General features: G+C 64.4%; 21 protein-coding genes and 1 tRNA gene. 9 read left to right on the top strand and 13 right to left on the bottom strand.

Annotation, left to right across the window (positions count from 1 at the left end; genetic code table 11):
• Positions 1-8: 8 nt before the first annotated feature.
• The 5 genes from B5X82_RS00860 to B5X82_RS00840 all read right to left on the bottom strand — a co-directional run bounded on the left by B5X82_RS00860 (position 9) and on the right by B5X82_RS00840 (position 7,318).
• Positions 9-1,466 (bottom strand): carboxylesterase/lipase family protein, encoded by a 1,458-nt coding sequence (locus B5X82_RS00860; protein ID WP_079646153.1) that lies wholly within the window; start codon positions 1,464-1,466, stop codon positions 9-11.
• An 11-nt stretch (positions 1,467-1,477) separates the two neighbouring features.
• Positions 1,478-2,887 carry an MFS transporter gene (locus B5X82_RS00855; RefSeq protein WP_176152432.1) on the bottom strand — a complete coding sequence of 470 codons (1,410 nt, stop codon included), beginning with the start codon at positions 2,885-2,887 and terminating at the stop codon, positions 1,478-1,480.
• Between the two features lie 69 nt (positions 2,888-2,956).
• A complete protein-coding gene (locus B5X82_RS00850) occupies positions 2,957-5,296 on the bottom strand; it encodes a TonB-dependent receptor (protein ID WP_176152431.1) in 2,340 nt (779 codons plus the stop codon).
• A 112-nt stretch (positions 5,297-5,408) separates the two neighbouring features.
• Positions 5,409-6,407 (bottom strand): DODA-type extradiol aromatic ring-opening family dioxygenase, encoded by a 999-nt coding sequence (locus B5X82_RS00845; protein ID WP_139385004.1) that lies wholly within the window; start codon positions 6,405-6,407, stop codon positions 5,409-5,411.
• Positions 6,408-6,409: 2 nt separating this feature from the next.
• The gene (locus B5X82_RS00840; protein WP_176152430.1) at positions 6,410-7,318 is read right to left on the bottom strand and encodes a DODA-type extradiol aromatic ring-opening family dioxygenase; all 909 of its coding nucleotides are present in this window, start codon (positions 7,316-7,318) and stop codon (positions 6,410-6,412) included.
• 204 nt (positions 7,319-7,522) lie between these two features.
• Between B5X82_RS00840 and B5X82_RS00835 the strand changes: the two genes are divergently transcribed.
• The 5 genes from B5X82_RS00835 to B5X82_RS00810 all read left to right on the top strand — a co-directional run bounded on the left by B5X82_RS00835 (position 7,523) and on the right by B5X82_RS00810 (position 12,138).
• Complete coding sequence (locus tag B5X82_RS00835; protein WP_176152429.1) at positions 7,523-8,872, top strand: aromatic ring-hydroxylating oxygenase subunit alpha; 1,350 nt, start codon at positions 7,523-7,525, stop codon at positions 8,870-8,872.
• Positions 8,869-9,417, top strand: coding sequence for a 3-phenylpropionate/cinnamic acid dioxygenase subunit beta (locus B5X82_RS00830; RefSeq protein WP_079646147.1), 549 nt, complete (start codon positions 8,869-8,871; stop codon positions 9,415-9,417). Before B5X82_RS00835 ends, B5X82_RS00830 begins: the two co-directional genes overlap by 4 nt.
• Before the next feature lie 49 nt (positions 9,418-9,466).
• Positions 9,467-10,255, top strand: coding sequence for an HpcH/HpaI aldolase family protein (locus B5X82_RS00825; RefSeq protein ID WP_079646146.1), 789 nt, complete (start codon positions 9,467-9,469; stop codon positions 10,253-10,255).
• Positions 10,256-11,273: 1,018 nt separating this feature from the next.
• Positions 11,274-11,849, top strand: coding sequence for a MarR family winged helix-turn-helix transcriptional regulator (locus tag B5X82_RS00815; RefSeq protein ID WP_176152428.1), 576 nt, complete (start codon positions 11,274-11,276; stop codon positions 11,847-11,849).
• A 151-nt stretch (positions 11,850-12,000) separates the two neighbouring features.
• Positions 12,001-12,138, top strand: coding sequence for a hypothetical protein (locus B5X82_RS00810; protein ID WP_223811370.1), 138 nt, complete (start codon positions 12,001-12,003; stop codon positions 12,136-12,138).
• Positions 12,139-12,220: 82 nt separating this feature from the next.
• Here the strand turns inward: B5X82_RS00810 and B5X82_RS00805 are convergent, their stop codons facing one another.
• Positions 12,221-12,778 carry a TetR/AcrR family transcriptional regulator gene (locus B5X82_RS00805; protein WP_176152427.1) on the bottom strand — a complete coding sequence of 186 codons (558 nt, stop codon included), beginning with the start codon at positions 12,776-12,778 and terminating at the stop codon, positions 12,221-12,223.
• Between the two features lie 273 nt (positions 12,779-13,051).
• Between B5X82_RS00805 and B5X82_RS00800 the strand changes: the two genes are divergently transcribed.
• The 3 genes from B5X82_RS00800 to B5X82_RS00790 all read left to right on the top strand — a co-directional run bounded on the left by B5X82_RS00800 (position 13,052) and on the right by B5X82_RS00790 (position 17,391).
• Positions 13,052-14,299 (top strand): MFS transporter, encoded by a 1,248-nt coding sequence (locus B5X82_RS00800; RefSeq protein ID WP_079646142.1) that lies wholly within the window; start codon positions 13,052-13,054, stop codon positions 14,297-14,299.
• Positions 14,300-14,325: 26 nt separating this feature from the next.
• Positions 14,326-16,569 (top strand): TonB-dependent receptor, encoded by a 2,244-nt coding sequence (locus B5X82_RS00795; RefSeq protein WP_079646141.1) that lies wholly within the window; start codon positions 14,326-14,328, stop codon positions 16,567-16,569.
• A gap of 90 nt (positions 16,570-16,659) precedes the next feature.
• Positions 16,660-17,391, top strand: coding sequence for an alpha/beta fold hydrolase (locus B5X82_RS00790; RefSeq protein WP_079646140.1), 732 nt, complete (start codon positions 16,660-16,662; stop codon positions 17,389-17,391).
• Positions 17,392-17,558: 167 nt separating this feature from the next.
• Here B5X82_RS00790 and B5X82_RS00785 read toward each other — a convergent pair.
• Positions 17,559-17,651, bottom strand: a tRNA-Ser gene (locus B5X82_RS00785).
• 156 nt (positions 17,652-17,807) lie between these two features.
• Between B5X82_RS00785 and B5X82_RS00780 the strand changes: the two genes are divergently transcribed.
• Positions 17,808-18,581 carry a DUF1134 domain-containing protein gene (locus B5X82_RS00780; protein ID WP_079646139.1) on the top strand — a complete coding sequence of 258 codons (774 nt, stop codon included), beginning with the start codon at positions 17,808-17,810 and terminating at the stop codon, positions 18,579-18,581.
• A 157-nt stretch (positions 18,582-18,738) separates the two neighbouring features.
• Here the strand turns inward: B5X82_RS00780 and pgeF are convergent, their stop codons facing one another.
• From pgeF to B5X82_RS00750, 6 genes are all read right to left on the bottom strand, one after another.
• A complete protein-coding gene (gene pgeF / locus B5X82_RS00775; protein ID WP_079646138.1) occupies positions 18,739-19,512 on the bottom strand; it encodes a peptidoglycan editing factor PgeF in 774 nt (257 codons plus the stop codon).
• Positions 19,509-19,808: an acylphosphatase gene (locus B5X82_RS00770; protein WP_079646137.1), complete on the bottom strand. Its 300-nt coding sequence runs from the start codon at positions 19,806-19,808 to the stop codon at positions 19,509-19,511. Before B5X82_RS00770 ends, pgeF begins: the two co-directional genes overlap by 4 nt.
• Positions 19,805-20,875, bottom strand: coding sequence for a chorismate synthase (gene aroC / locus B5X82_RS00765; protein ID WP_079646136.1), 1,071 nt, complete (start codon positions 20,873-20,875; stop codon positions 19,805-19,807). Before aroC ends, B5X82_RS00770 begins: the two co-directional genes overlap by 4 nt.
• On the bottom strand, positions 20,872-21,288 hold the full coding sequence (locus tag B5X82_RS00760) for an endonuclease domain-containing protein (protein ID WP_328588162.1): 417 nt from the start codon (positions 21,286-21,288) through the stop codon (positions 20,872-20,874). Before B5X82_RS00760 ends, aroC begins: the two co-directional genes overlap by 4 nt.
• A gap of 66 nt (positions 21,289-21,354) precedes the next feature.
• Positions 21,355-22,158, bottom strand: coding sequence for an enoyl-ACP reductase FabI (gene fabI / locus B5X82_RS00755; protein WP_079646135.1), 804 nt, complete (start codon positions 22,156-22,158; stop codon positions 21,355-21,357).
• 10 nt (positions 22,159-22,168) lie between these two features.
• Positions 22,169-23,092 (bottom strand): YihY/virulence factor BrkB family protein, encoded by a 924-nt coding sequence (locus B5X82_RS00750; RefSeq protein WP_079646680.1) that lies wholly within the window; start codon positions 23,090-23,092, stop codon positions 22,169-22,171.
• Between the last annotated feature and the right edge of the window lie 36 nt (positions 23,093-23,128).

The raw sequence follows: 23,128 nt of genomic DNA, 5'->3' as shown, positions 1-23,128 counted from the left end.
GCCAAGGCCTATCTCCCCGAAACCGATCGATCGACGCTCTTGCGGGCGACGAAATCGATCGCGTCCGCACGCCAGCCGGCACCCACGGACGGCGGCACATCCAGCCTCAGATAGCGATCGGTCGCCGGATCATAGCGCGGCCAATCGGGCAGGCCGTGGCAGTTCGGATCGCCCGTCTCGGCAAAGGCGATCCAGCTGCGTGCCAGGATATCCGCCATGTCGGCGTCCTGCGGCCGGACATGGGGCAGCCTGTCCATCAGCACCCCGATCTCGTCGGAATGGGTCGGCGGCCGCCGCGTCTCGCCGTGGCGATAGGCATAGACATAGCGATGGACGTCGGCGCCTTGCCGGACGAAAGCCCGGGCGAGCCGATCGATCGGATAGAGAAAGCCGCGGTCGCCATAGACGGCAGCGAACATCGCCCCGACCTGCCCCTCATCGGTCGCGGGATAATATGCCAGGGCCTCCTCGCTGTTCTCGCCGAAAATCCCCGAAACGAACGCGCGGTAGTCGTCGAGGGTTCGAACGCCCATGCGCGGCCCGAAGAAGGCCCCCTCATCCTCGTTGACGCCGATGATGGCCGGCACGGCATCGAAGTCCTCGGTGAAAGGCATCGTCGAACGGATCAGCCAGCCGTCCGCGATCGGGCGGATCGGCCGCGCAAGCCACAGGCTGGGCCGCACGGCGGGCAGGCGTTTCAGCCTGTCGAGCAGTTCGTCGGCCGGGATAGCCCGCATCTCCTCCACCGAGCCGCCAAGTGCCGCGCCATGCTCCTCCGCCGCCGCCAGCGGCAGCAGATCGCCGAATGATCCCGGGGACTGGAAGATCGCGCGATCATAGGGACGCTCGAAGAGCGGAGACGCCAGCAGCAGCAGCGCCATGGTCGCCCCGGCCGATTCTCCGAAGAAGGTCATCCGGCGGCTGTCGCCATTGAAGGCTTCGATATTCTCGCGGATCCAGCGGAAGGCCGCTGCCTGGTCCATCAGGCCGTAATTGCCGGATGAGCCCTGCGGCGATTCCGCGCTCAGCGCGGGGTGCGCCAGGAAACCGAAGATGTTGAGGCGGACGTTGAACGAGACGACCACCGCCCCCTTCGCCGCCAGCCGCGCCGGATCTTCCTCGGCGAAAGCCCCTCCCCCCGTCGTGAAGGCGCCGCCGCACGACCAGATCAGGACGGGCCAGCCGCCTGCACGATGTTCCTTGGGCGCCCAGACATTGAGATAGAGGCAATCCTCCGCCATGCCCGGCGCTCGCGACGTGCGTGCCCCCGGCGGCTGGATCGGGTCCGGTCCGAAGGCCACCCCCTCGCGGATGCCGGTCCAGCCGGCGGCGGGCTGAGGCGGCCTCCAGCGCAGCGGTCCCACCGGTGGCGCCGCATAAGGGATGCCATGATACCCCCAGATGTCCGCCGACACGGACAAGCCGCGCACCCGACCATGAACGGTGCTGACGACCGGCGCTTCCATGTCGCCCGGCCTCAGCGCGTCGAGGTCAGCGGATCGCCCGCGGGCATGACCGCGGCGGCCGTCCGCGTCCGTCGGCCCTTCGCGCCCAGCAGGATCGCGATACCGAACAGGGTCAGCGCGCTCGCGACACCCGGGATGGCGGCGGCGGAGAAGATGTGCTGCGCCCCCCAGCCCAGCCCGACCATCGTCCCCGCGAGGACAGGTGCCAGCGTCGCCCCGAACCGACCTATACCCAGCGCCCAGCCGAAGCCCGTCGTGCGGAAGTCGTCGGGATAGGTTTCCGACAGGATGATGATGAAGCCGGCATGATAGGCGCAGATGCCTGCCGAGATGAAGAACACCGCCACCGGCGCGAACAGTTCGTCCGCCAGGATCGACGGCAGGATGAGGATGCCGATCACATAGACGGCCATCTCGATGAACATCAGCCGGTAGATGTTGAACCTCGCGGCCATCCACCCCTGCAGCGCCGTGCCGAGCGCCCCGCCCAGTCCGAACATGGAGGCCGCATGCATCCCAGAGCTCTGCGCCGCACCCGAGGATTCGAGCAGGGCCGGAGTCCAGCTCAGCACGAAATAGACGATACCCTGGTTGAGGATATAGGCCAGCCAGATCAGCAGGGTGAACTTCCAGAAGCCGCCGGCGAACAGCTTGGCGACCGGCTGGTTCTGCCGGGCGGCGACGTGGCGCTCATCGGGCACGAGCGAGCCGATCGCCATATGCGGAAGGAAGCGTCGCGCGACGGACAATGCGCGGGCGGTGTCCTTCTTGATGTTCAGCAGGAAATAGACCGACTCCGGCAGCAACACCATCGCGACCAGCGTCACCGCCAGGGTCAGGCCGCCGCCGACATAGAGCAGCATCCGCCATCCGAAATCGGGGACCACCGCCTGGCCGATCATGCCGCCGAGGAACGAGCCGAGCGGCATGAAGGCGACGAGACAGGAAGTGATGGGCCGCGTGTAGCGCGTCGGCGAGAATTCCATCAACAGGGAGAAGACCCCCGGCATCGCCGCGCCGAGGCCGATCCCCGCGATGATGCGTATCAGCAGGAGCTCGTTCAGATTGGTCGCCAGCGGCGTGACGATCGTCGACAGGCTGGCGAGCGCCATCGAGAGGATGGTGATCGTCTTGCGACCGAGCCATCGGTCACCCATCAGGCTCATCACCATCGCCCCGATGATCGCGCCCGCCAGCCCCGATGCGAAGACGACACCGAAGCTCGATATCGGCAGGCCCAGGTCGCGCGTGATGTCATGCGCGATCACGCCCAGCATCTGCGTGTCCATGCCGTCGAGCAGGACCAGCAGGCCCAGCATGAAGATGATGATGCCCTGCCTGCGCCCGAACGGACCTTCACGCACGGTGCGCGCGAAATCGACGGCGGGGAGAGCTGCGCCACCTTCACTCGATATCGACATGGGACGTCGTTCCTTCACTGCCTTCGACGCCCCGCATCCGGACATGGCCCGGGCACCGGGGCGTCACGGTCAAAACTTGGTCGATAACTGGATCGCGATCGAACGCGACCTGTCGGAAATGGCGGTGACGGCGTTGGAAGCCGTCATCACCGAACGGTAGGATGAGGTCACCTTGTCGGTCACGTTCTTGGCGATCACCGCGGCCTCCCACCGGTCTTCCGAACCGGCGATAGCGGCGCGGAGATCGAGCTTGGCGTAATGCGGCTGGTAGAAGAGCGGATCGATGCTCGCCTGCTGATAGTAGCCCGAGGTGAAATAGACCCAGGCACCCAGCTTGGCCTTCAGATCGTCCGTCAGCTCGAAGGCATAGTTGGCGTTGACGCTGCCGCTCCATTCGGGCGCGAACGCCTTGCGCTTGCCAGCCAGGTTTTGCGTGCAGCCGGTCGGCCGGGCGAGAAGCTGCAGCTGGGTGCAGGGCGCGTTCGGATATTCCAGATATTTGGCATCGAGATAGCCGATATTGGCGTTGATACTGGCACCGGCGAAGGGACGGATGCCAACTTCCAGATCGACGCCCCGCACCCTCGCCTGGCCGACATTCGCGATCGCTGGTACCGGCAGGCCGGCCGCGTTGATCAGCGTCGTCGATTCCTGCAGGCCGTTGTAGCGACTGTTGAACAGCGAGATGTTGGTGGTCAGCTTCCGCCCGAACCAGGACGCCTTGATACCCCCTTCGAAGGATTTGACGGTTTCCGGCCCGAAGAAGTCGCGCGTGTTGCCGATCGCCCAGCCTCCGGCCTTGAAGCCGGTCGTGTAGGACGCGAAGACCATCGCATCCGACGTGAGGTCATATTGCACGTTGATCGACGGCATGAACTTGTCGTCTGTTCGATGCGTCACCGGATAGTCGCCTGACGGAAATCCGACGGTGCCGGTCCAGGCTGCGGTCGCCGCGGGCGACAACAGCATATCGGCCTTCACCCGCCCGAGGTCGTCGCCGAAGCCGACGATGGTCGTGCGATGGTTTTCCTTGCGGATCGAGGAGTAGCGCGCACCAAGGTTGAGCCGGAGCTCCGGCGACAGATTGAGCGTCGCCGCGGCGAAGGCCGAACGGTTGGACTGGTCTTGATCGCCCAGCACCTGCTGGGCGATCGGCGTGAACGGCGCGACCAGGCCGGGAAGCCGGGCGAAGAAAGGCGCGAAGTAGAAGCCGAAGGACAGGCCGCCCTTCAGATTGGAATCATCGTAATAAAGGCCGAGCACATATTCCAGGAACCCGCCCTTCTCGGATTCCAGGCGCACTTCCTGGCTGATCGAGCGGAATTTCTCCCGCTGGTAGATGGGCAGGCCGCTCGACTTGCCGATCCCCGTCAGCCCGGCGATGGCCAGCAGCGGGCTGTCGGTGAAGCGGGTGATGTCGTGCCAATAGAAGCCCGTGGTCGATGTCAGCGTGTGACTGCCCGCCGTCCAAGCGATGTTGAGCGCGCTGCTGACCGATTCCAGCCTGAAGAAGGAATCGCCCGTGCTGGTGCGATAGTCGAGCTTGTTGTCGGCATTGCCGGCCGCGATCACCGACAGGCAGCCCGCGCCTGGCGCGCCGTAACCGGGTGCGGGCGGACAGTTCAGTATCTCCTGGAACTCGGCATGCTTATCGTCGAAATGGGCATAGTCGACCCGCCAGTTGACATCGAGCGCGCCCGGCGTCTCGTAGCGCAGCGCAAGCCGCCCCTGCACGTCCCGGTTATCCGGTCCGTCCGCGTTGATCCGGACGTTGCGGATATATCCGTCCATCCCGGAGAAACGGATCGCGGCACGTCCCGAAAGCTTCTCACCGAGCGGACCACCGACCGCCAACTGCAGGTCATATTCTCCGTCCGACGGCGCATAGAGCGCCGACGCATAGCCTTCGAAGGTCTGGCTTGGCTTGCGCGTCACCGCGCTCAGCGCGCCGGCGATCGCGTTGCTGCCGAAATAGGTCGACTGGGGTCCCTTGAGGACCTCTATCCGCTCGAGGTCGAGAAAGCCGACCCGCGTCGCCTGCGACCGGCTGAGATAGACACCGTCAATGAACGTCGCGACCGACTGCTCGAAGCCCATGTTGAAGCCCGAGCCGATGCCGCGGATGTTCAGCGAGTCCGACGCGCCGGCCTTGTTGACCTTCACGCCGCTGATCCGATTGCCCAGGTCGTTGAGATTGGTGATCTGCGCCTGCCGCATCGTCGCGCCGGTCGTGACCGCGATCGAGATCGGAACATCCTGCACGCTCTGTTCGCGTTTCTGGGCAGTGACGACGATCTCCTCGACGGCATCGACCGTGGCGGGAGCCTCCTGCGACGCCTGTGCCATTCCAATTTCCGGCGCGAGCAAGCCGGCACCGTAAGGCACGCCGATCGCGATGGCGCTGCTCAAAAGCAATCTGTTCCGCATCATGTCTTGTCCCCTCCCCCAGGGCTTATCGGCATGCTGTGGCGGCACGCTCGATGGCCGAGGCCTATTTATTATGCTATAATAATATATGCAATCATAATTTATCGGCGGAGCTTCGCGGCTCGGCCTCCCACAGCACCCAGCCGGCACCGACGGTGGCGATATGCGCCGGAAAATAATCGATCAGCTGGCAGGGTGCGGCGGGCTGCGCCGCGTGCATCGCGGCCGCGGCGACCAGCCAGGTGCGCAACTCGCCCGTTCCCGAATCGGTGGCGGCCGACCGGAAAGAGAACAGTCCGCCAAGCTGATCGAAATCGGCACGATCGAGGCAATCGAGCACCCATGTGTCGAGGGTCTGGTCGACCCAGCCCGACAGCGGCCCTTCGGGATCATGCGACATGCCGCCGCTGCCGTAGATCGCGATCGGCGCATCGATTTCGGCGCAAATCCGTCCGATCTCCTGGCCCAGCGCGATGCACCGCTCGCCGGACAGGGCAGCCGACGTCCGCTCGGTCGTCTTGATGATGACCGGGATGACGGGGATGTCGAGCCTGGGCATCAGAAGCGGCATGGTCCGGGTCAACGCGTGCGGTGCCTTGAACTGCGGCCGCCCGCGCGGATTCTGGCTGCGACTGATCGAAACGTCGAAGTCGCGGGCCACCAGTCCGCCCAGCAGATACTCGGCGAACTCGGCATGGACCTTCAGCCGGACGCCGAAGCGGTCGAAGTCCTCCCAGAACTTGGCCAGAGGCTCGGTATCGAAATCGCGATAATTGTGGAAGCCGAGGATATCCTCTTGCCCGGCATGAACCATGATATTGGGATTGTTCGCGGCTGAGAACCATTCGAACTGGTCGCCGCCCACGACGATCAGAGCTTCGGGCCTGTGCTTCTCCAGCGCCGCCTCGAAGCGGCCGAACGCCTGTTGGCGGCGCCGGATCCAGTCGGTGACGCACGCCTCGTCCTGAAGCAGCACATCTTCCGGCTGCGGGATTCCGGAGCTGATCAGTTCGAACCAGCGCATCCAGCCGCGATAGGTGTCCTGGAACAGGATCGGCGAATGGGACGACGCCATTGCGGCAACGATCGGCACGATCAGTTCTCCCAGGTCGTGAAAGCGATGCCGGCCGCAGCGGCGTGGATCGCGAGATAATCATGGACGGTGGCGCGGCAGCCGGCCTGTTCGAGGGCAGCACCAGCCGCCGCCCACAGCCGAACCTCGGCTGTGCTACCCAGCAGGGTGCGCGAGCGGGCGTCCCATACCCGCGCCAGATCGATCGAACGCCCCCGCTCCAGGCGCGTAAGCACCCATTTGTCGAAGACGTCATCGATCCATCCGCCCATGCGCCCTTCCGGATCGCCCGACAGGCCGCCGGCCACCAGCAGGCCCAACCTTTTTCCAGTCAGCCGCGCGGCACGTTCAAGCGCCAGCCCAAAGCAATGGACCCGCCCGCCACCGATGACCGGAGCGACATGACAGTTGATGCTGATCGCGATGATCGGCAGCCCATCGGCCAGCCGGTCGACGGCCTCGACCGCGGCGGGCGTCAGTCCTCGCGCCGGATCGCCAACCGGATCGAACTGATCCCTGGCCTCGGCAATGTCGAAGCCGTCCCGCACCAGTTCCTCGATGATCATCGAGGCCGCCTCGCTTTCTCCCGAAAAACTCAATCGGCGGCTCGGCTCGCCGAGTTCGGCGATGGCGGGATCACCCCATAATTCTCCCCCGACCTGGAGATGGATCTGGGGGACATGCGAACTGTCGAACTGGGTACCGCGATCGGCGCTGAGAAGGATGATCGCATCCAGATCGGCCCGCGCGATCGCCTGTTGGATCGCCGACAGGCCACGTGTCACGCGGTCCGCATAGCCGTCCAGCATGTCCGCCCCTTCGGCCGCAGCGCTCTTCGGCTGGATGGCGTCCTTCCGCAGGATGGCGGAGACCGCATTCCATGCGCTCCGCTCCCTGTACAGAAGCGGCGAATGGCTCACCGCGGCGCCCATGACGATCGGCATCTCTTCTCCTCTGCATTTGACGCTGCTCGGCCGCGAACCTCGCTCCTGGGCGGCGCCCTATCTGATCGAGCAACGCAGGCGTCCCACGACCGTCCCTGCTTGACAGATAATACTTTGCTAGCATAACTTATTTGATAAGTGCAATATGGCTATGGACGCTGTCGCGATCCGGTGCCGCAGAAAGGATGCATGATGGGGTATGATTCCGCGGGAGGGGGTCTGATCGACACCCGCACCGGCATGATCGATCGGACGATCTTTTCCGATCAGGCCATCTTCGATCGGGAGATGGACCTGGTGTTCGGCAAGTCATGGCTGTTCGTCGGGCATGAGAGCCAGATCCCGAACAACGGCGACTATTTCCTCTCGCAAGCGGGACGCGAACCGGTCGTTGTGACGCGCGACGCCGGCGGGGACGTCAGCGTGCTGCTCAACATCTGCACCCATCGCGGAATGCCGGTGTGCCGGTATGACAAAGGCAATGCGAAGCGCTTCACCTGCCCCTATCATGGCTGGACCTTCTCCAACACGGGCGAGCTTTCCGGCGTTCCGCTGAATTCCGAAGGCTATGGCGGCAAGCTCGACCGCTCGAAATGGGGAATGATCAAGGCGCGTGTCGCCCGCTATTACGGATCGATCTGGGCGACCTTCGACGAAGCGGCCCCGTCGTTCGAGGATTTCCTCGGCGACATGGCGTGGTGGCTGCGCGAGTTCATGATGGGGCCCGACGGCGAGGATGACGGTCTCGAGGTCATCGACGGCATCCTCAAGAACGAGATTCCCAGCAATTGGAAGTTCGGCGCCGAAAATGCCGCCGGAGACCTCTATCACGACGTGAGCCACAAGTCGGTGCAGCGGGTCGGCCTGGCCCTCACCGGCCTGCGGACCCGCCACACCTGGGACGCCGACAAGGCTAAGTTCCGGATGCTGAACATCACCTTCCCGGCGGGCGGACACGCCGTGCGCGGCAATCTCTACGACGTTGCCGGCCGGGACTATCAATCGCAATGGGGTGCCAATCCGGAGGTGGACGCCTATTTCCGCGATGCCCATTTCGCGCGCCAGAAGCGCATCGGCGAAAGGGAACGGCTGCTGAATCGCGGCGGCGTGGTCTTCCCCAACTTCATCTACAATGCCGCCAACCGGACCTCGGTGACCTCCTATGTCCCACGAGCGCCTGGCCGCACCGAGATATGGAAATGGATCTTCGTGCCCAAGAACGCCCCCCAGGTCGTCAAGGACGTCATGCGCCACTATCTGCTGCGCTACACTGGTCCGGCCGGCATGGTCGAGCAGGACGATTTCGAGAATTGGGGGTCGGCGCAGATCGGTGCCGAGAGCCACCTCGCCCGGCGCCTGCCGATGAATTACCAGCTTCGCCTGGGCGGCCATGCGCAATGGGCCTGGCCCGAACCCTGGATCGGCGCGGGGGCGCTGGTCGACGAGGGCGTGTCCGAACATGCCCAGCGGATATTCTACGATCGATGGACCGAGATGATGACCGGCCAGCCTCAGGCCTTCCGCAGGGAGGCCGCGGAATGACCGCGCAGGGCGCCCCGACTGTCACCACACCGACCGCCATCGCCTCGACGCTGAAGGAGCGGGTCGAGGACTTCCTCTCCTATGAGGCGGAACTGCTCGACGAACGACAGTTCGACCGTTGGCTGGACCTGCTCGACGACGACATCCACTACTGGATGCCGCTCGTCCGCAATTTCGAGCATAGCCGGCCGCAGGACGAATATAGTCGGCAAGATCGCGACGCCGCCTGGTTCGACGAGGGCAAGCCGACGCTGACCCAGCGCATCAAGCAGATCCAGGGCGGCGATCATTGGGCGGAGGAACCGCTGTCACGCACGACGCATATGACGAGCAACGTCCGGATCGTCTCCGCGACCGAGGACGAGATCGCGGTGAAGTGTCGCTTCCTCCTCTATGTGAACCGCCGGGAGGATGAAGTGCGGCTGTTCATCGGCAAGCGCGCCGACGTCCTTCGCGTGCACGGCGACGGCTTCCTGCTCCGCAAGCGGTCGATCTTCCTCGATCAGAGCAAGATGCTGTTCAAGAATCTGACCACCTTCTTCTGAGCCCGGCCGTCGACCGATCGGCGTGCCCGGAGATGAGCCGGAGATTTCCATGAGACAGGACGAGTTCGGCGGCTTCCGGCGTGCGCTGCGCGGCGCCCGACCGCTGCTTGGCAGCTTCATCAAGACGCCGAACGTCCATGCCACCGAGATTCTCGCGGAACTTGGCTTCGATTTCGTCATCATCGACGAAGAGCACGGCCCCTTCGATCGCGGCGCGCTCGACCTGCTGCTGATGGCGGCCGGCGCCCTGGGGATCGCCGGCGTCGTCCGCGTCGCCGGCCTCACCTCGATTCTGCCGGCTCTCGATATGGGCGCGGCCGGCATCCTGGTGCCGCACGTCCATTCGGCCGGCGCGGCCGAGACGGCGGTTGCCGCCGCTCGTTATGCCGGGGGCAAGCGCGGCTGCTCCCCCTCCCCGCGCGCGGGCCGCTATGGCGGGCTCGGCCTGGCCGAGCATGTCGCCCGCGCCGACGCGGGCGTCGCGGTCTCGGTCATGATCGAGCATCCCGATGCGGTCCGCAACGCGGAGGAGATCGCAGCGGTCGAAGGAGTCGATGCGCTTTTCCTCGGCCTGGGCGATCTCGCGGTCGCCTCGGGTCGGCCGGATGCGTCGCCATCCGAACTGCGACCCGCAGCCCTGGCAGTGGCCGAAGCCGCCGGCCGTCATGGCAAGGCGCTGTTGGCGACGGCCGGCACGATCGAGGCGGCAGAGTGGCTGCTCGACCTCGGCGTCGGTGCGCTGGCGGTAAGCTCCGATCAAGGGCTGCTGCGGGCCGCGGCGGCGCGACAACTGCGGGATTTTCGGGCACATCAGGCAAGACAAGGACCATCGGCATGACCCTTTCGTCCGGCGGCTTTCGCGATGGCCGCGAGACCATCACCCCCGCTGCGTCCTGCCGTCCGGCAAGCTTCGTCCAATTTGGTGTGGGGACGCCGCGGAAGCGGGAAGCTGACGGGACACCGACCTGGATTGCGCGAGGCGCCAATTTCGTGGTGGCGGCAAGCTTCGTCGATCGGCAGGCCATCCTCGACCAGCACGATATCCCCGATGAATCGATGCTGTTGGTTCCATCCTCCATGTCCGCCACCATCGCGGCGGGCGCAGCCGGGGAGACCGTCACCGAGGAGACCCTGGCCATTCTTCCGCCCGGTGCAGCACGCGTGACGCTGCAGGGATCGGGCATCGTCATTCGGATTTTTTCAAGCGCCGCGCGCGACATGGCTGGCTTGGCCGCGAATGCGGGCGCCTATGCCGAGACTGTGCAGGACACCGCGCCCCTCGCCTATTGGCCAGGGCCGACGGGCGGCTTCCGGCTGCGCCTGTACAGGCTGCGCGATCATAGCGAGGATGTGGGCTTCGGCCGGATTTTCCGATCCACCAACCTGATGGTCAACATCTTCGAACCGTCGCAGGGGCCGCGCGATACGGCGTTGCTGAGCCCGCATGCCCACCAGGATTTCGAGCAGGGATCCCTAACGATCAAGGGGGATTTTTCCCATTATCTCCGCACGCCCTGGGGCCGGGATCGATCGCTGTGGCGCGCCGACGAGCATATCGACTGCTCGGGCTGCTCGCTGATCGTGATCCCGCCGCAGATGATCCACACGACCAGTTGGTCCAGCATGGGTGCGCGGCTCGTCGACATCTTCGCGCCACCGCGCCACGATTTTTCCGCAAAGCCACGCTGGGTCCGCAATGCCGCCGATTATCCGATGGAGGCGGACGCCGGATAGGCTGTTTCGCCAAGGGGGCTGCGGCGACATACGGCTTTGCTCGCCTGCCCTAAACTGATAGACCCGCATCAGGCTTGCCGCCTGTGGCGATGAAACAATTTAGATTAAAGTGCCACCTGCACTTGAAATATTTCGATTGGCCTGATGAAAGCGCGATGGGCATGGATACTCGTAAGAAAAATAACAAGAACGCATCCTTTCGCGAACCACATGATTACAAATCGGACAGGCCCTTACTTGATAGTCTGTTTTCCGGTGAGATAGATTATCTCATCCGCATGATCCGCATGCGTGAAATTTATGCGATCGAACTGCTCCTCGAGCCTGTGGGTCTGACGCTGAGCGCCTGGTATCCGCTGGCCGTTCTGCGTGTCGAGGACGGAATGTCCCAGCGTGAGCTCGGAAGCCGCCTCAATCTCAAGGATGCCGCGATCGGCAAGGCCATCGACGCGCTCGAACGCGCTGGACTGGTCGTGCGCAAGAAGGACGCCACCGACCGGCGCAAAGCCCTCGTCTGCCTGACGAAGGAAGGCAAGACGATCAGCGAGGCGGTGGCCGGGATGCGCGATCAGTTTCAGGCGGTCGTCGTAAAGGATTTCTCCGAAATCGAAAAGGCGACCTTCAGGGACCTTCTTGAGCGATCCTATCAGAATATCGGTGACTTCATAACATCGTCGCTCGACAAGAAGCGGGACTGAGAGGTTGCGACAGAGCCTTCAACAACAAGGGATGCTGCCTAAGCATAAGCTAAGGTAACGCTGCAAAATCCCGCACATATCGCTTCGGGGGAACTTCTCTCCACCATCCTGCTCTACCCCAATGTCGCGGAGGCGCGCATGGCCCTATCGCATGCTGGGCGCCAGCGGCGAGACCATCGCCGAGTGGGACCACATCTACATCTTGCGCCGCACCGATCGCTGGCGCGTAACACTCACCATTGCCGACGGCGAGATTGCGGCATGGACGGAGCGGGGCGCTCTTGAATGAGAATGGTCATCGATCCGCCGACAACTTCGGAAAACAAATGGAATGGGGAGCAGGCCTTGTTCCTCTCTCCGTCGTGACATCTTCAGGCATACCGCATTAATAGTCGCGCAAAGGTTCGCGAGGTGATGTCTACATCCAGATACCAGCTTCCGTCGGCCGAGCTGGAGGCGAACTGTTCTACTTGAATGATCAGCAGATGGGCCGTCGCACGACGTGCTTCCCGTTCATCATCGTCGCCGATTGAAAGATCCAGCCGAGGGAAATTCTCACCCAAAATCTCCGCATATTTGTCGCGCGCGCGGACGAAGCGTTGCATTAGGCCGGGGTCCAGTGCGACAGCCAGCCGCATGAGCCGGACGATACCGGCTTGTTCTCGACTCGTTTCGCCGACCTTTTTGAACCATGAGGCAACTTGCTCCACGTCGGGTCGGCCGAGTTGCGCCAGATCATGGAAGTGGCGCGTCCTGCGCTCGATATGTTCATCGACCAGCGCGGCAAGCAGCGCGATCTTGTTTTCGAAATAGGTATAGAAGCTGGCGCGGCTGATCCGTGCGGCTCCCAGCAGATCCTCGACGCTTGTCTGGAGGAAGCCACGCTCGACAAACAGGCGCGCCGCCGCCAGGACCAGGCGGGTCCGCACATCCCCTCGTGATTGTCCGCGCGGTCCACTTCCCCGCCGACGCTGCGCCGCCGAGCCGACAACCCGCGCGCCGCAAGTCGCTTCTGCCACGAAAGTCATCCTACGCCCATGTGATGTTTTGGCGCTTATGGCCGTAAGCCGCCGCGACTGACAAGCTCGCCATTGATCACCATACAACTTGTATGGAATCTCGTCCCACAACCCAGGGCCATAAAACCAAAAGCCTGCGTGGGGAAGATAGTGATCGTGGCAAGACGCCCAACCGCATATGGGATGACCGTCCACAGCGCTGCGCAGCCGGCCGGCATATATCGCGGCTGGGCCGTGGTCGCGCTTTGCTTCGTCATGCTGATGCTGAGCGCCGGGCCCGTCTATTACGCCTATGGCAATTACGCCCTGGCTTTCGCCCAAAGCTTCAATGCGGACCGGGCAACCATCAACATCGGCTATACGATGGTGCTGCTGCTGGGCAATCTGGGCTCGGCCCCCGTAGGGATGATGGCCGAACGTTGGCCGATCAGGGGCGTCGCGCTTCTCGGCGTGCTGGGCACCGCCACCGGCTTCGCACTCGTGTCGACCGCGTCCTCGATCCTGCAGGTCCTGCTCGTGTTCAGCACTCTTATCGCCCTTGCGGATATCTGCATCGGCACCGTGGTCACGAACATCCTGGTGTCGCACTGGTTCGAAAGACGTCGCGCGTTTGCGATCGGCCTTTCGGTGATCGGGACTGCCGTTGCCGCCGTGATCTTCCCCCCGCTGACGGACATCCTGTTTTCGCGTGTCGGATGGCGCGCGACCTTCCTGATCTACGCCGTCCTGATGCTGGTGCTGGTACCGCCGATCTGGTTTCTGGCGCGACTGCCCGGGAGCATAGCGGAACATGAGCGGCTTCCCGTCGCCCTTCGCCGGCCCGACGGCCCGCCCATCAGCTTGAATGAACTGTTCCGTTCGCCCGCTTTCTGGATCGTCACCTTGACGATCGGGGCCATGATCGGGGCCAATACCGGGACGATGGTTTCGATCGTCGCCTTCGCCGTATCACGTGGCTTCAGCAGCCTGGAGGGTTCCGCCCTGCTGTCCGCGATCGGCGCTACGTCGGTGATAGGAAAGCTGGCCTTCGGCATTGCCGCCGACAGGTTGTCGCCCGTCATCGCCCTGCGCATCGGCCTCGTGCTCATGGCGTCCGGACTGCTCGTCCTTACAGCCGACTTGCTCTACCCGATGCTGTTCGCGGGCGCGATGCTGTTCGGCTTCGGGCTTGGCGCGATGCTGCCGGTCTGGGGCGGGATCGTCGCGAAGATCTTCGGCCTCGGCAGCTATGGACGCGCGCTGGGATGGACCCGCGCGGCGATGGCCCCCATCAGCATGGTCTGCCCGGTCATCGCCGGACTGATCTCCGATTCGACGGGTGACTACACGCTGGTCTGGGCGGTGTTCGCCGCGCTGCTGGCCCTGTCCTTCGCCTTGACTTTCGCAGCGCCGGGTTGGTGGCGGCCGAGGGCGGCACTCGCTGAAATATAGCCTGAACATCTAAAAAGGGGAGGAAGATGATGAAGATCTCCGCATCTATACTGCTGCAGGCTGCGAGCGGGATTGCCCTATCCACCGCCATGCCTGCCTGGGCGCAAAATCAGCCCGCTTCGGCCGGGCAGGTGCTCGGCGATTCGGAAGATATCGTGGTGACGGCCCGCCGCAAGGAGGAGAGGCTGATCGATGTCCCGGTGGCGGTGACCGCCAAAAGCGGCGAAGCGCTGCGTGCCGAGGGGGTGCAGACGCTGCTGGATCTTGGGCGTGTCGCTCCGTCGCTTACGGTCTCCCAGTCGCCGCGCGGGTCCAATACACCCAGCTTCACCATGCGCGGTCAACGCGTGATCGACACCTCGCTGGTGCTGGATCCGGTGGTCGTCAATTATTTCAACGAAGTTCCCTTCATGCGGCCCCAGGGCCTGAACGCGGCGCTTTTCGACATCCAGTCGGTGCAGGTGCTGCGCGGGCCGCAGGGAACGCTGTTCGGGCGGAATACCACAGGTGGTGCGGTGCTGGTGACGACCGTCCAGCCCAGCGACGCGATGGAAGGCAATTTCGAAACAACGGTCGGCAATCTGAGGCTGCTCGACGTCAAGGGCGCCTTCAACATCCCGCTTGCCGAGGGGGCCGCGCTTCGCATCGCCGGGACGATCCGCACACGTGACGGGTTCATGCGCGACCGACAGACCAAGTTTGATGCCAATAGCCAGAACTACAAGGCTGTGCGAGCCACGCTGAAGCTGGAACCGACCATGGACGTCACCAGCACCTTCTACGCCAATTATTTCCAGTCCGAGGACCATGGCACGGCCAACGTCATCTATGCCGTCAATCCCGCCATTGCGTCGCTGGGTCCGGTTCTCCCGACGCTGAGCGCGGAGGTGGCGGCGAACAGGGCGGACCCGTGGAGTTTCAGCAATAATGACGCCCCGCTGGAAACCGCCAGAACCTATGACTTCTCCAACACCTCGACCATCGATCTTTCCGATTCCCTCACTCTCAAGAATGTCGCGGGTTATCGGAAGATCAATAGCTTCTCGAAATGGGATATCGACGGTTCATCCCTGTTTCTGCTGCGGTTCAAGGGAGAATCGCACATTCGGCAGTTTAGCGAGGAATTGCAGTTGCAAGGCAACAGCCGCGCCTTTGACTGGATTTTCGGCCTGTTCTACTTCAACGAGAAAGGGAGCGATATCGCCACCAGCAATCTTCCATCTGCTCCGGCCGTGGATCGGCCGTCCGGCGTCTATGCGAAGAATATCAGCTACTCGGCCTTTGCATCGGGCACATACCGCTTTGGCGAAACGGGCCTGTCGCTCAACCTCGGCCTTCGCTACACCCATGACAAGAAGGTCAGCAACGGCCTGCAGATGACCGGCAGCAGCTGTACGTTCAGGCTGCTCGACGGAACGGTCATCGCACCGCCCTGCCTGTTTCATCAGGAGGTTTCGTTCAACGAACCGAGCTGGCTCGCCAGTTTGAACTACAAGCTCAACGACGAACTGATGATCTATGCGTCGCACCGCCACGGCTATCGAGCGGGCGGATTGCAATCACGCGCAACCACGGAGGCTTCGGCGATCCCCTATGACCCGGAGAAGGTCGACGATGTCGAGCTTGGCCTCAAGCTCGACACGGACCTGGGCGGCGGGACGAAGCTCCGGCTCAACCTGGCCGCCTATCAGGCCTGGTACAAGGATATCCAGCGGCAGGTGAGCTTCATTTCGCCGACCAGCGGCACATTGGTATCCTCTATCTTCAATGCGGCCCGGTCCCGCATCCGCGGCGTGGAGGCCGAGGCGATGCTGCAGCCGCTGGCGGGTCTCAGCATCTCGGGCAGCTTCAGCTATACCGACCCCAAATATAGGAGCTTCATCAACAACGGTGTCGATGTCGCAGCAATCACGCCCTTTGGCTACATTCCCAAATACACGGCGAATGCGCAGATCAGCTATGCCTTTCCGGCCGATGACAAGGGCGGCGAAATTGTCGGCACTGCTGGATACAGATACCAGAGCCGCTATTATTCAGCAGATGTGGTGGTGCCTGTAGGAGGCTATATCGACGGCTGGGATCTGGTCAATCTGCGCCTCGACTACAACAATATCGGCGGCAGCGGCATCGGCTTGTCCGCCTATGTCACCAATCTGTTCAATAAAGCCTATTTTGCCTATGCGACCAACCTGACCGCGTCCAGCGGCTATGCAACCGGCCTTCGCGGCGATCCGCGCATGTATGGGCTGTCTGCCCGGTTCGAATTCTGACGCCCGATCGTCGGTGGAGGCTCGAGCTGATGCCGGCCTCCACCGACGACAGCTGTCAGAGCACAAGCTTATCGTTGAAAGAGCAAGCGCATGGCACGCTTCATTCTTGTTCACGGCGCCTGGCATGGTGGTTGGTGCTGGGATGAGGTCAGCCCCCGGCTGAACGCGCTTGGGCATCAGGTTCGCGCACCCGATCTGCCGGGCATGGGCGCCGATGCCGCGTCGGGCCATGTCGCGACGCTTGACGAGTGGGCGATGTTCATTGCTGGGATGGCGAGCGCGCAGGATGAGCCGTCCATCCTCGTCGGCCACAGTCGAGGCGGCATCGTCATCAGCCGCGCGGCGGAACTTGCGCCTCAGGCGGTGCGGCGGCTCGTCTACCTCGCTGCCGTGATGCCCTCGCCCGGCGAGACGATGGCCGACCTGTTCCAGGTTGGGGGGCAGGACCGGTCGCCGCAAGTCGCCGATGCCATCGGCATGTCGGACGACGGCAGGACCATGATCTGGCACTCGCGCAAGGCGGCGATCAGCACCTTTTATGGCACTACGCCATCCGAACGAGCGGACGCCGCGTTCGCGCGCCTGACGGCTGAACCCGCAAATATGCGGACCACGGCAGTCCTTCTTTCAAGCGCCCGATATGGCGCGGTGCCGCGCAGCTATATCCACTGTGAGGAAGACCGGGCTGTTACGCCTGACCTACAGCGGCTCATGGTAGCGAGGCAGCCCTGCGATACATATTCATTGAAAACCGATCATTCGCCATTCTACTCGGCTCCGGATGAATTGACCGCATTGTTGCAAATAATCGCCAGCAACTAAGCAGAAACCGCAATCTGCCTCGGAAAACTGCCCCAATTCCAAAGAGAGCCTGTTGGGGGGAAAGAATAGAAAGGCATGAGGTCTCGGTGGCCTACGCCAAAGCGGATCATTGCGAGAGGTTGCAGCCGCGCTGGAAGGATTCCAGTCGGGGCCCTGCGGAACGATCGTGGCGGAGACGGAGGGATTCGAACCCTCGGTACGAGTAATCCCCGTACGGCGGTTTAGCAAACCGCTGGTTTCAGCCACTCACCCACGTCTCCGGCGGAGGCAGAGGCCGCGCTATAGCGGGCAGGTGCGACCTGATCAACCGCCTCTCGATGCATTTTCCGCCATCAATATTCAGGTTCGATTCATTGCAGCATCCCTCAAAAGAGGCTTTACCACGGGACAGGCGAAGCGGTTTGCGGAGAACAGGCATGGTCAAGGGGATGGTGCTCGGCATGGCGGGGGCGATGGCGCTCGCGTTTTCGGGCGCGGTGCAGGCGCAGATCAGGACGGTCGACCCCAACGCCGCGAGCGATCTTGCCCCCGTCCCGGCGAGCGAGGCCAATTACGGCACCCAGGTCTCGGCCCCCGCCCCGGCGCCCGAACCGGCCGGGACCACCGACGCCGCCGCCGTCGGCAATGACGCCGCCACCGGTGATTCGGTCACCGTCGAGGGAGCGCCGATGCCAGCCCGCGCGCAGGCTGCCGATGCCGCCGCCAATTCGACCTATGCGCAGGACGACGTGCTCGCCGCCGCCGAGGGCGTGTTCGGCAAGGGCGCCGAGGGCCTTGCCAAGCTGGTCGAAAAGATCTTCGCCGAGCAGGGCCGACCCAACGCCTATATCGCGGGCCGCGAAGCCGGCGGCGCGATCATCGTCGGCGTGCGTTACGGCTCGGGTACGCTGTTCCACAAGGTGGAGGGGCAGCAGCCGATCTACTGGACCGGTCCATCCCTGGGCTTCGACCTCGGCGCCAATGGAGCAAAGAGCTTCGTGCTGGTCTACAACCTGTTTGACACCGCCGACGCCTATCATCGCTTCCCGGCGGTGGAAGGCACTGCCTATGTCGTCGGCGGCTTCACCGCGACCTATCTGCGCCGCGGCGACGTTGTGATGATCCCGATCCGGCTCGGCGTCGGCTGGCGGCTCGGTGTCAATGTCGGCTATATGAACTTCACCCACAAATCGAAGGTCATCCCCTTCTAAGGAGGGTCTGTTTGGAAATGCGCGGAAGGGCGCATTTCGAAGTGGCGCCGGCCCGCTCCCCCACCCGACCTCCCATCAAGGATACACTGAGTGGGAGGTCGGGTGGGGGAGCGGGCCGGTGCCGCAAAATGCGGTGAAACCGCATTTTCCAACCGACTCAGCCGGGCAGTCCGATCAGCGATATCTGCCGACCATAGCCGGGCTCGCCCTTGTGGGTGGCCCGGCGGAAGCTGAAGAAGCGATCGGGCTGGGCATAGGTGTCCTCGCCGATCGCGATCACCCGTCCCACCCCCGTCGCCGCCAGCCGGTGCGCGACATAGGCCTCGATGTCGAACTGGGCGTGGCCGGCGCGGCGCCCGTCGGCGAAGAAGCGCTCATTGGCGGGGTCGTCGGCTTCGAAGCGGCGGACGAAGCCCTCGTCGACCTCATAGCTCGCCCGCGCGATGCACGGCCCGATCGCCGCGACGATCCGCGAGCGGTCGGCGCCCAACGCCTCCATCTCGGCCAGGGTGGCGTCGGTCACTCCCGACAGCGCGCCCTTCCAGCCGGCATGCGCTGCGCCGACCACACCGGCCGCCGCATCGGCGAACAGCACCGGCACGCAATCGGCGGTGAGGATGCCGAGCAGCAGGCCCGGCCGGTCGGTGACCAGCGCATCGGCATGCGGCCGCGCATCGTCGGCGAAGGGAGCAGTGACCGCCACCGCATCGGCCGAATGAACCTGGTGGAGCGTGACGAGATCATGGCCGGGCGCCACCGCCTCGACCGCGCGGCGGCGATTCTCGCGGATCGCGTCGCGATCGTCGTCCGATCCCAGCCCGACGTTGAGCCCGGCATGGATGCCCTGCGACACCCCGCCTTCGCGGCCGAGGAAGCCGTGCGGCAGCGCGCCCAGCGCATCGATCCGGATCGGGCGGACGCTCATGCTCATACCGTTGGCTTCTGGGTGAAGCCCTGCGCGACCACGCCGGGCGTATCCTCGACATCGACCGAAGCGACCCGCGACGCGGGTGATCCGCGCCGGCAGCGGGCGATCAGTTCCTCGACCTGGTCGGCGGGCCCCGCCGCGACCGCCTCGACAGAACCGTCCATGCGGTTGCGCACCCAACCGTCGAGGCCGAGCTCGGCCGCCTGCTCGATCGTCCAGGCGCGGAACCAGACGCCCTGCACCTTGCCCTTCACATGGATGCGGCGGGCGATGCGATCAGGGCGGTCGGCCCCGCTCATCCGACCTGCGCCCGGTGCAACAGCTTCTGGTCGGCGAGCACCAACGCGACCATCGCCTCCAGCACCGGCGCTGCGCGGATCCCGACGCAGGGGTCGTGGCGGCCCTTGGTGCGGATGTCGGCGGCTTGGCCGTCGCGGCCGATCGTCTCGACCGGGGTCAGGATCGACGATGTCGGCTTGAGCGCGATCCGCACCACCACCGGCTGCCCGGTGGCGATGCCGCCCGCGATCCCGCCGGCATGGTTGGCCAGGAATACCGGCTTGCCGTCATTGCCGGGCCGCATCGGATCGGCATTGCTCTCGCCGGTCAGCCGCGCCGCGGCGAAGCCGTCGCCGATCTCGACGCCCTTGACGGCGTTGATCGACATGCATGCCGCCGCCAGCTCGCTGTCGAGCTTAGCGTAGAGCGGCGCGCCCCAGCCGGCCGGAACGCCCTCCGCGACGCATTCGACGACGGCGCCGACCGAGGAGCCGGCCTTGCGCGCATCGTCGACGATCGCCTCCCAGCGCGCTGCCGCCGCGCGGTCGGGGCAGAAGAAAGGATTCTCGTCGATCGCGGCATCATCGAACGCGGCGGGATCGATCCGATCTCCGCCGAGTTCAATGAGATAAGCCCGGATCCTGACATTCGGGATCACCAGCCGCGCGACCGCGCCCGCCGCCACCCGCGACGCCGTTTCGCGCGCCGAGGAACGCCCGCCGCCGCGATAGTCGCGGAAGCCATATTTGGCGTCATAGGCATAGTCGGCATGGCCGGGCCGATAGGCGAGCGCGACCTCGGAATAATCCTTCGAGCGCTGGTCTACATTCTCGATCATCAGGCTGATCGGCGTTCCGGTCGTCCGACCCTCGAACACGCCTGACAGGATGCGGACCTGGTCGGGCTCCTGCCGCTGGGTGGTGAAGCGCGAGGTGCCCGGCCGGCGCTTGTCGAGCCAGGGCTGGATATCGGCCTCGCTCAGCGCCAGCCCCGGCGGGCAGCCGTCGACCACCGCGCCGATCGCCGGCCCGTGGCTCTCCCCCCAGGTCGAGAAGCGAAAGACGCGGCCGAAGCTGTTGAAGCTCATGCTTCCCTCTCCCCAAGGGAGAGGGAGGGGCCCAAGCCGCAGGCTTGGGAGGGTGAGGGCACGCGCTCAACGAGCGCGCAACGGATCGCTTCCAGCACGCCGGGCAGGTTTCCCGTCACTTCATTGTTCCAGACCCGGATCACCCGATATCCCTCGCTCCTCAGATAGGCGTCGCGCCCTACGTCATATTCCCGATTTTCGCCATGCTGCGATCCATCGGCCTCGACAACCAGCTTCGCCTCGACACAGGCGAAATCGGCAATGAACGGACCGATCCAGACCTGGCGGCGGAATTTGAAGCCGTCCAGCCGCCGGTTTCGCAACTCACGCCAGAGGATCCTTTCGGCGTCCGTCGCCGACCGGCGAAGGGCGCGGGATCGCGCGAGGGCCTCGGTGCCGTCGATCGCCTTCACCGTGCCCTCACCCTTCCCACGCCTACGGCGCGGGCCCCTTCCCTCTCCCTTCCGGGAGAGGGAAATCTACGCCAGCGCGATGTCCGGGGCGTCCTCGGCCTTCATGCCGATGACGTTGTAGCCGGCATCGACATGGTGGATCTCGCCGGTCACGCCCGAGGCGAGGTCGGACAGCATGTAGAGGCCGGCGCCGCCGACATCCTCGATCGTCACGTTGCGGCGGAGCGGCGAGTTGAGCTCGTTCCACTTGAGGATGTAGCGGAAATCGCCGATCCCGCTGGCCGCCAGCGTCTTGATCGGCCCGGCCGAGATCGCGTTGACGCGGATATTCTCCGGCCCCAGGTCCATCGCCAGATATTTGACGCTGGTCTCCAGCGCGGCCTTGGCGACGCCCATCACGTTATAATGTGGCACCACCTTCTCGGCGCCGTAATAGCTGAGCGTCAGGATCGATCCGCCCGCCGCCATCATCGGCCGCGCGCGCTTGGTGACCGCGACCAGGCTGTAGGCCGAGATGTTCATGGTCAACAGGAAATTGTCGAGGCTGGTGTCGACATATTTGCCGCGCAGCTCGTTCTTGTCCGAAAAGCCGATCGCGTGGACGAGGAAGTCGATCGTCGGCCAGCGCGCGGCAAGCGTCGCGAAGGCCGCGTCCACGCCCGCATCGGTCGACACGTCGCACTCGATCAGGAAATCGGAACCGACCTGCTCGGCCAGTGGACGGACGCGCCGCTCCAGCGCCTCACCCTGGTAGCTGAACGCCATTTCCGCGCCCTGCTCGTGAAGCGCCTTGGCGATTCCCCACGCCAGCGAGCGATCATTGGCGAGCCCCATGATCAGCCCGCGCTTCCCCTGCATCAAACCCGCCACGACATCTCCCTTATTCGTTCGGCGCGGCCTCCTTTACAGAAGTTTCCGGTCCTTCCGCTAGAGCCGCGTTGAGGTGCGCCCCGAAAACCAACCCCAGCCCCACCAGCCAGAAGAACAGCAGTGTCACGATCACGCCCGCCAGGCTGCCATAGGTGCGGCCATAGCCGCCGAACGCGCCGACCACGATCGGCAGCAGCATGGTCACCGCCATCCACCAGCCCGCGGTGAAAAGTGCGCCGGGCCATTTCGGGCAGTCGGATATCCGATATTTGAGCGGGGTCAGCGCCACGAACAGCGCATAGAGCGCGCCGGCCAGCATCAGCAGCGGGCCGATGCGCGAGAGGTTGATCAGCGGTTGGACGTTGTCCGCGAAGGGTAGCAGCCGCCAGATGATCTGCTCGACGCCGGTCAGCACGACCTGGGCGCTGAACGCCGCCATGACGAGGATGACCGACACGACGATGATCAGGATCGAGCCGACGCGATAATGCCAGAAGCCCTTGCTCGGCCGCGTGCCATAGGCGCGGTAGAGGATGTCGCGGATCGTCTCGATGAAGCTGCCGACCGTCCACAGCCCGACCAGCGCGCCAAGCCACAGCAGCGCGCCCTTGTTGTTCGCCGCCAGCACGTCGCTGATCGGCTGGGCGACGAGCTGGCGCACCGAGGGCGGCACCGTCGCGAGGAAGCCGTAGACCGCGTGCTGGACATCAGGCGTCCGGCCGAACAGCTGCGCCAGCGCCGCCATGACGATGAAGAAAGGAAACATCGTCAGCAGCGCCAGATAGGCGATGTTGCCGGCATGGATGAAGCCGTCGGCATAGACGCCGAGCGCCGCGCGGCGGAGGATGGTGTAGATGCGCCCGCCGGGGCGCATCTCGTTCAGGTGCTTCTCGAACGGCCGGCGACGGCGGGCTTCGGGGGATTCGTCCTTCACCAAAGCGCGCCGCTCCTATCGCCTCGCCAATGCCCG

The organism is Rhizorhabdus histidinilytica, assembly GCF_900167915.1.
GTDB lineage: Bacteria > Pseudomonadota > Alphaproteobacteria > Sphingomonadales > Sphingomonadaceae > Rhizorhabdus > Rhizorhabdus histidinilytica.
Note: the sequence above shows the minus strand (reverse complement) of the source record. Positions and strands in the feature narration are given on the sequence as shown.